6 protein-coding genes and 1 rRNA gene are annotated in these 7,563 nt (G+C 72.4%); 3 read left to right on the top strand and 4 right to left on the bottom strand.

Annotated elements, in window-relative coordinates:
- Positions 1-87, top strand: a 5S ribosomal RNA gene (rrf, locus tag AB0K12_RS32305); the annotation flags it as partial.
- 674 nt (positions 88-761) lie between these two features.
- Here rrf and AB0K12_RS32300 read toward each other — a convergent pair.
- Positions 762-995 carry a hypothetical protein gene (locus tag AB0K12_RS32300; protein WP_364569626.1) on the bottom strand — a complete coding sequence of 78 codons (234 nt, stop codon included), beginning with the start codon at positions 993-995 and terminating at the stop codon, positions 762-764.
- Between the two features lie 97 nt (positions 996-1,092).
- Here AB0K12_RS32300 and AB0K12_RS32295 point away from each other — a divergent pair, with 97 nt between their 5' ends.
- Positions 1,093-4,095, top strand: a complete 3,003-nt coding sequence (locus AB0K12_RS32295) for a tetratricopeptide repeat protein (protein ID WP_364569624.1) — start codon at positions 1,093-1,095, stop codon at positions 4,093-4,095.
- Between the two features lie 135 nt (positions 4,096-4,230).
- Here AB0K12_RS32295 and AB0K12_RS32290 read toward each other — a convergent pair whose 3' ends face one another.
- Genes AB0K12_RS32290 through AB0K12_RS32280 form a run of 3 tightly spaced genes read right to left on the bottom strand, consistent with a single transcriptional unit; the run spans position 4,231 to position 6,687 of the window.
- Positions 4,231-5,298 (bottom strand): oxidoreductase, encoded by a 1,068-nt coding sequence (locus tag AB0K12_RS32290; protein WP_364569621.1) that lies wholly within the window; start codon positions 5,296-5,298, stop codon positions 4,231-4,233.
- A gap of 10 nt (positions 5,299-5,308) precedes the next feature.
- Positions 5,309-6,205 carry an alpha/beta hydrolase gene (locus AB0K12_RS32285; RefSeq protein ID WP_364569618.1) on the bottom strand — a complete coding sequence of 299 codons (897 nt, stop codon included), beginning with the start codon at positions 6,203-6,205 and terminating at the stop codon, positions 5,309-5,311.
- Positions 6,202-6,687 (bottom strand): MarR family transcriptional regulator, encoded by a 486-nt coding sequence (locus AB0K12_RS32280; RefSeq protein ID WP_364569615.1) that lies wholly within the window; start codon positions 6,685-6,687, stop codon positions 6,202-6,204. The genes AB0K12_RS32285 and AB0K12_RS32280 overlap by 4 nt, the downstream gene beginning before the upstream one ends.
- Before the next feature lie 104 nt (positions 6,688-6,791).
- Between AB0K12_RS32280 and AB0K12_RS32275 the strand changes: the two genes are divergently transcribed.
- A complete protein-coding gene (locus tag AB0K12_RS32275) occupies positions 6,792-7,484 on the top strand; it encodes a DUF6348 family protein (RefSeq protein WP_364569612.1) in 693 nt (230 codons plus the stop codon).
- The last annotated feature ends 79 nt before the right edge of the window (positions 7,485-7,563 follow it).

Raw genomic sequence — 7,563 nt, 5'->3', positions numbered from 1 at the left:
GGTTACATTCCGAACCCGGAAGTTAAGCTTCCCTGCGCCGATGGTACTGCACTCGGGAGGGTGTGGGAGAGTAGGTCACCGCCGGACAATCTTTAGGGAAGGGTCTCAACGCCTTGCGGGGTGTTGGGGCCCTTTCCGCATGTCCGGACCTCTTCTTTTTCCGCATGACCCCCCTCTTTTTTCGGCATGGCCAGGGTTGGTTGTCGGATGGCGGCGGGTTTTCGGCGTGTTCCCGGTCTTGTTGGGGAGGTCGCGGTGTCGTCGTCTGTGCGGGGGTTTTCGGGGGTCGCTGTTTTTCGGGTGCGGGTTTTGGAGGGCTGTGGTCTTTCGGGTGGCCGCTCGTCCTCTTCGGGAGCCGGGGCTTCTTCGGTGGTGCCGGCGTTCGGGGCTGGTGCTGGTTTTCGGGGTTCGAGTGGCGGGGTGCTTGCTGGGTGCTGGTTTTGGGTTCGGGGTACTCGGTTCTTGGGGTTCGGGCGGTGCGGTCCTCGGGTGCTTGCCTGGTGTTCGTGTGCGGGGCGGACCTTGTGGTTGGGCCGCCACTCAGCGCTGGGGTGCCCAGTTCCTCGCCAGGCGGCGCGCGGCGGCCCTGTCAGGGCTCCTTTCCAGAGGTCGGCGGTTCTGGGGTGACTTGTGCTCTTTCGGAGGATTCACGCGATCTTGCCGGGTGGGGTTACGGCGTCAGAGCTGGGGTTTTTCGGACATGGTGAAGTTCTGGTGGCGGTGGGGTGGTGGGCGGGTCACTCTGGGAGTGTGACGGGTTCTCATACTTCGGGGCAGGCGTCGGCGCAGGTGAGACGGCGGCGGCGGCGGTTGCGGGTCCTTGCGTGGACGGTTGCTCCGGTTGCGTGCACGTTGGTGCTGGCGGGGATTGTGGACATCGTCGCTGAGATGTTCGGGGTGCCGGGGTCGGTGCTCAGGGTGCTGGATGAGATGGACAGCTTGCTCAGCATCGCCGTCGGGGGTGTGGGGTTGGTGGTGGTGACGGTGATGGCCATACGGATGCCGGGGATGCCGCCGCGTGCGGGAGCGGGTGGCGAATCAGGACAATTGGACCGTTCCATTTCCGTTGGAGAGGGGAATCCGGGAGTGGCTATGACGGGTGATGGGGCGACGGCCGTCAACGTGGGGCGGGTGGACGTGGCGGGGGATGTGCGGCTGGAGTCGCGGCCGCAGGTGCCGACGCGGCCGGTGCAGCTTGCGCCGCGGCCGCCGCTGCTGCTGGGCAGGGACGAGGTGATCGGCGAGGTCAGGGAGAGGTTGCGGCGGGGGCCTGGGCGGCCGAGTGTGGTGGCGTTGCACGGGCTCGGTGGTGTGGGGAAGACGAGTGTGGCCGTTGAGTACGCCCATCGGCATCAGGGTGACTATCAGCTCGTCTGGCAACTGCCGGCGCACGATTCTGCGGTGTTGTCGGCGGCCTTTGCGCGGCTCGCGGCGTTGCTGGGGCTGCGGGAGACGGCCGACGCGGCCGATCCGGTGGATCAGGTGCATGCGGCGCTGGCCGCGCGTACGGAACCCTGGTTGCTGATTTTCGACAATGCGCCGGATGCCGGGACGGTGCGGCGGTATCTGCCGCCGGCGGGGCCCGGGCATGTGGTGGTCACCACCAGGTCGGGGAGCTGGCCGCCGGAGCAGGGGCTGGAGGTGCCGGTGCTGGAGCCGGGCCCGGGGGCGGAGCTGGTGCTGGCGAGGTCAGGGCAAGAGGACACGGTGACCGCCGCGGCGGTGGTGGCGGAGCTGGGCGCGTTGCCGCTGGCACTGGAGCAGGCGGCGGCGTTCATGGCGGAGACGGGGCTGCGGCCGGCCGAGTACCTGGAGTTGCTGCACGACCAGCGGGCCGAGCTGCTGGCCCAGGGGCAGCCGTGGGGGCATCGGGAGCGGGTCACGACGACGTGGCAGCTGTCGTTCAGCAACCTGGAGCGCACCAGCCCGCAGGCGATCGCGTTGCTGCGGGTGCTGGCGTGCTGCTCGCACGAGCCGATCCCGTACCAGCTGCTGCTGTCGCCGCTCGAAGGGCGGGCGCCGCGTGAGGTGCTGGCGGCCGACCTGCGCAGGCAGCGGGCGTACGGACGGCTGCCGAGCACGCGGCTGCGGCGGGTGCGTGAGGTGCGGCCCTGGCTGAGTGCGGTGATGGTGCTCCAGGAGCTGCCGCGCGACCCGCTGGCGGTGAACGCGGCGGTGAGCGCGCTGCGCGGGCACAGCCTGATCAGCCATCCCGCTGACGGCCTGGTCTCGGTGCACCGGCTGGTGCAGGCCGTCACCCTCGACCAGCTCCCGCCGCCCGAGCAGCAGCGGTGGCGGGACGTCGCGGCCGTGCTTTTGGAGTCGGTGCTGCCGGCGGACCCGCTCGACGCCGCCGCCTGGCCCCGGTACGCCGAGCTGCTGCCGCACATCCTGACGGTGCTCACGCCGGTGTCGGCCGGCATGGACAAGACGGCGCAGTACCTGGGAGCGAGCGGCGACTACCGGACGGCGCGGGCGCTGTATGAGGAGATCTGCGCGGCGCTGGCGGCCCGGCTGGGGCCTGAGCATCCTGCCACGCTGACCGCCCGGCACGAGCTGGCGCGCTGGACGGGTGAGCTGGGTGACGCGGCGTCGGCCAGGGACATGTACGCGGAGCTGCTGCCGCTGCGGGTGCTGGAGCTCGGGGCCACGCATCCGGACACGCTGGCCATCCGGCACGAGCTGGCGCGCTGGACGGGTGAGCTGGGGGACGCGGCGTCGGCGCGGTGGCAGTACGCGAAGCTGCTGCCGATCGGTGAGCAGGTGCAGGGAGCCGAACACCCCGACACGCTGACCATCCGGCACGAGCTGGCGCGGTGGACGGGTGAGCTGGGGGACGCGGCGGCCGCCAGGGACATGTACGCCGAACTCGTGCCCATCCGGGAGCGGGTGCAGGGAACGGAGCACCCCGACACGCTCGCCGCTCGGGCGAACCTGGCGTTGTGGACCGGCGAGGCGGGTGACCCGGCGGCGGCGCGCGACCGGTATGCAGCGTTGCTGCCGGTTCGCGAACGGGTACAGGGAGCACAGCATCCGGCCACGCTGATCACCCGGCATGAGCTGGCGCGGTGGACGGGTGAGCTGGGCGAGGCGGCGTCGGCCAGGGACATGTACGCGGCGCTGCTCGTCGTACGGGAGCGGGTGTCCGGCGCCGACCACCCCGACACGCTGACCGTCCGTCATGAGCTGGCGCGGTGGACGGGTGAGCTGGGGGACGCGGCGGCGGCCAGGGACATGTACGCGGCGCTGCTGCCCATGCGCGAGCGCGTCCAGGGGCGCGACCACCCCGACACGCTGGCCGCCTGGGCGAACCTGGCGTTGTGGACCGGCGAGGCGGGCGACCCGGCGGCGGCCCGTGACCACTGCGCGGCGCTGTTGCCCGTCAGGGAACGCGTGCTCGGCCCCCAGCACCCCGCCACCCTGCTCACCCGGCACGAGCTGGCGCGGTGGACGGGCGAGCTGGGTGACGCGGTCTCGGCCCGCGACCAGTACGCGGAGCTGCTGGTACGCCACGAGCACGCCTTCGGCGCCGAACACCCCGACACGCTGACGACCCGGCACAACCTGGCCTTCTGGACCGGGCAGGCGGGCGACCCGGAGACCGCGCGTATCCAGTGCGCGGCGCTCTTGCCGGTGCGGGAACGAGTGCTCGGCGCCGACCATCCCGACGCCCTGACGACGCGGCACAACCTGGCGTACTGGACGGGGCAGGCGGGGGACGCGGAGGGGGCGCGCGACCTGTATGCGGCGTTGCTGCCGATCTGCGAGCGGGTACTCGGTCCGGAACATCCCGACACGCTGACCGTCCGTCATGAGCTGGCGCGGTGGACGGGTGAGCTGGGCGACCCGGCGGCGGCCAGGGACGCGTACCTCGCCCTGCTCCCGCTGCGCGAACGAGCCTCCGGGCCCGAGCACCCCGACACGCTGACCGCCCGCGCCAACCTGGCCTATTGGACCGGGCAGGCGGGGGACGCGGCGGGTGCCAGGGACCGGTACGCTGCGCTGCTCCCCGTCAGGGAACGCGTGCTCGGCCCCGGCCATCCGGTGACGCGCTCGACGAGGGAACAGCTCGCCTATTGGACGGAACGGGCCTAGCGCCTCCTCGCCGCCTCCGCCTCGCCTCCTCGCCGCGTCCGCGTCGAACGGGTTCGGAGGCGGCCCCTCCTCGATGTCGAAGGGGTCTGGAGGCGGCCCCTCCTCGTCGTCGAACAGGTCCGGTAGCGGGGCTGCTCATCGCAGCGCCAGGCGGGCGATGCGGCCGGATTCGCCGGAGGCCCAGCAGGCCAGGTCGCGGGTGCAGCTCACCGTGTCGAACGAGCCGGTGTCGAAGGTCTGCCAACTCCGGCCGGCCGACCAGGAGACGTCGCTGCCGGAGGGGCCTACGGCGATGGCGGCGAAGGGCAGGTGGGGCAGCCAGGCGACGCCCGATCGGTAGGCGGGTGGGGGCGTGGTGGCGGGCTGCCAGGAGGCGCCGCCGTCCCGGGTGATCGCGGCGGCGTGGGGTGACGCCTCTTCTGGGCGGTAGTCGCCGCCGACCGCGATGCCTCGGTGCCGGTCGCGGAAGGCGAGGGCGAAGACCCCGCGTGCCGGGTCGGCCGCCGGGATCGGGGTGTCGGCGACCGTCCACGTACGGCCCCGGTCGGCCGAGTGGAACACGCGAGAGCGGTCGGCTCCGCCGGTGGACAGCCAGACGTCCCGCGCGCCGGCCACGGTCAGGCACTGCCCGCTCGCCGCGAACCCCGCCTCGCCGGGCAGCGCCGGCGGCATGCCGTCCGGGGGCAGGACCTGCCAGCTCCGCCCGCCGTCGTCGGTGGCGAGGATGCGGAAGCGGCCGTCCACGGGGTCGCTCATCGCGAGGCCGTGCCGCCGGTCGAAGAAGGCGAGGCAGTCGTAGAAGGCGCGCGGCTCGTCGTTCCGGTACGTCTCCGTCCAGGTGCGCCCGCCGTCCTCCGTGCGGTAGACGCGCGAGTCGGTGCCCTCGCCGATGGACAGCGCCACGGCCCGGTTCGCGTCGAACGCCTCGATGTCGCGGAACTGCAGCGCCTCGGTGCCGGGCGGGGAGACGTTCCGCCAGGTACGGCCGCCGTTCACGGTGCGCAGCACGACGCCCTCCGAGCCGGAGGCCCATACCACGTCCCTGCTGACGGGCGCCAGGCCGCGCAGGCGCGCGGTCACCCCGGTCTCCTTGAGCTCCCAGCCGAGCCGGGGCGGGCCTGCCTGGGCGGGCGGCGGGACGAGCAGCGGGGCGGCCAGGACGAGAGCCGCCGACAGCGCGCTCCATGCGCGACGAAGCCTCATGCCGGGCAAACTAGCCCAAAGGATCAACGTCGTCCATGCTCGTCGTCTGCTCGTCGCCCGCGGCCAGGAACGCCGAGACGAGCGCGTTCACCCGCTCAGGGCACTGCCGGTTCGACCAGTGGCCGACGCCTTCCAGCAGCTCGTAGCGGGCGCCGGGGATGAGTGCGGCGGCGGCTCTCGTACGGGCCTGGGGCACGCCGATGTCCTTGTCGCCCTGGACGAGCAGGACGGGGCAGGTGATCTCGGGCAGGCGCGGGCGCAGGTCGACGCGCATGCGGAAGGGGCCGATGGAATCGTTCTGCCAGTCGGACGAGCCCGCGCCGCCCGCCCGTACCTCTTCCACGATCTCGTCCACGATCTCGTCGAAGTCCGGTACGGGCCCCGCGAACAGTGCCCGGCGGGCGAATGCCGCCACCTGCGCGCGCGTCCTGAGCAGCGCGCCCGGCAGCGTCCTGTTGAGCAGCGGCAGCTTGGCGGTGAGCCAGAGGAGCTGATGCACGACGGGCGGGAACGCCAGGATGCCGGCCGGGGCGAGCGCCACGAGCCGGTCCACGCGGCCCGGATGCTCGATGGCGGTGGCGAGCGCGAGCGCGCCGCCCTGCGACAGGCCGACCAGGGCGGCCGAGCCGAGGCCGAAGTGATCGAGCACGTCGGTGACGCAGCGCAGCATGCGCTCGTGGGTGGCCCGGCCCTGCCACGGGCGGCTCTTGCCCTGCTTCGGCCAGTCGGGCGCGAGCACGAAGTGGTCCGCCGCGAGGACGGGGATGAGACGTCGCCAGCTCAGCAGCGCGTTGTCGACGCCGGCACCGCTGAGCAGCACCACCGGTGGCGCCTCGGGGTCGCCCGCGACGTGGACGTGCAGGCGCCCCTCGGGGAAGGTCAGGTACGTGCCGCGCGGCCCGCTCATCCGCCGCCCCCGTTCGCGGCACGGTGGGCTTCCCAGCGCTGCCACAGCGCCGGCAGCTCGCTCTCCAGGAAGCGGTAGAGCTCGTTGACGTTGTCCAGGCGCTCGCGGCGCTCAGGGGAGCTGCCGTCCAGCACGCGCAGGCCGGCCTCGGTGATCTCGCGGAAGGCGGCCGTCTTGGCGTAGCGGGCGGCCAGCATGCGGCTCCACCCGTCGGGCGCGATGCGGAAGTATTCCTGCCGCTCGCCCCTGCGGCGCACGCCCTCGACCAGTCCGCTGGGCGTCAGGAGCCTGGTCGCGCTGCTGATCGAGCTGCGGCTGACGCCCAGCACCTCGGAGAGCCGGGCGGCGCTCTGCTCCGGCGGGTCGCTGATGAGCAGCCAGCCGATCACGCGGCCGGCGATCAGCGGCATGCCCTCCTTGGCGAAGAAGCTCGCGACGTCGTCGACGAAGTCCAGCTCGGCGTCGGTGGGGGTGTCGTGCATGCCACCATATTACGGTCATTGCAGTCATTACTGCAACAACAAGAAGATCGTCACAACCGCTAGCCTGGCTGCCGATCAGGTGGACACGGCAGGAGGGACAGCGCATGGACGGTGGACGACCGGCGGACGATGTGGTGCTCGGCATGGTCGCCGCCCAGCTCGGCGCCGCCATGGGCGCGCCCTGGGAGGTGCGTGACGGCATGGCCAAGGGGCCCGGCACGCTCGCGGTCGTGCTCGGTGCCGACCACACCGGCCGCCCGTCACACCTTGACCTCGACTTCGTGCTCAACGTCGACCGGCCGCGCGAGACCACGATCTCCGACTGCGTGACCGGCTACGGCTCCACCCCCGAGCAGGTCGCCGCCCAGGCCGTGCGGATGTGGCTGGACACGACCGGCAGCGCCGTGCTCGAACTCCTCGTGCAGGACGGCTCCCACGCCGCCCACTTCGCCCCCGGCGACCCCGACGGGCTGCCCGGCTGGCATGCCATTCACGGCGGCATCAACGGCTGGGGCGTGGGTGACGAGCACGACGCCGTCCAGCGGTGGGCCGTCCAGCACGCGCTGCTGCCTCCCCTGGCGTCTTCGCTGAAGGGCGCGTTCGATCGCGAGCAGCTGGTGGGGGTCAAGCTGTTCTTCGGCGGCGGCCAGGGCTCGGAGGTCGCGGAGGTCCGCGTCGGCGGCGTCTGCCACGACGCGGCCTCGGAGGCGCTGGCCGGGCTCGGCTGGCCGCGCCCGGAGCGCGGCTTCTCCTACGCCCGCACCTTCGTCCTCCTCGTCCACCAGGACGAGGACTGACCGGAGGCGACGGCCCGGACGCCCAAAGGGACTCGCATGTGGTGCTGCGGGTCCCTTTGTGTGTTGGGGGTGAGGGACC

Source organism: Nonomuraea sp. NPDC049419 (assembly GCF_040676995.1).
Lineage (GTDB): Bacteria > Actinomycetota > Actinomycetes > Streptosporangiales > Streptosporangiaceae > Nonomuraea > Nonomuraea salmonea.
The sequence above is the reverse complement of the archived record's forward strand: the minus strand, read 5'-3'. Positions and strand labels throughout refer to the sequence as shown.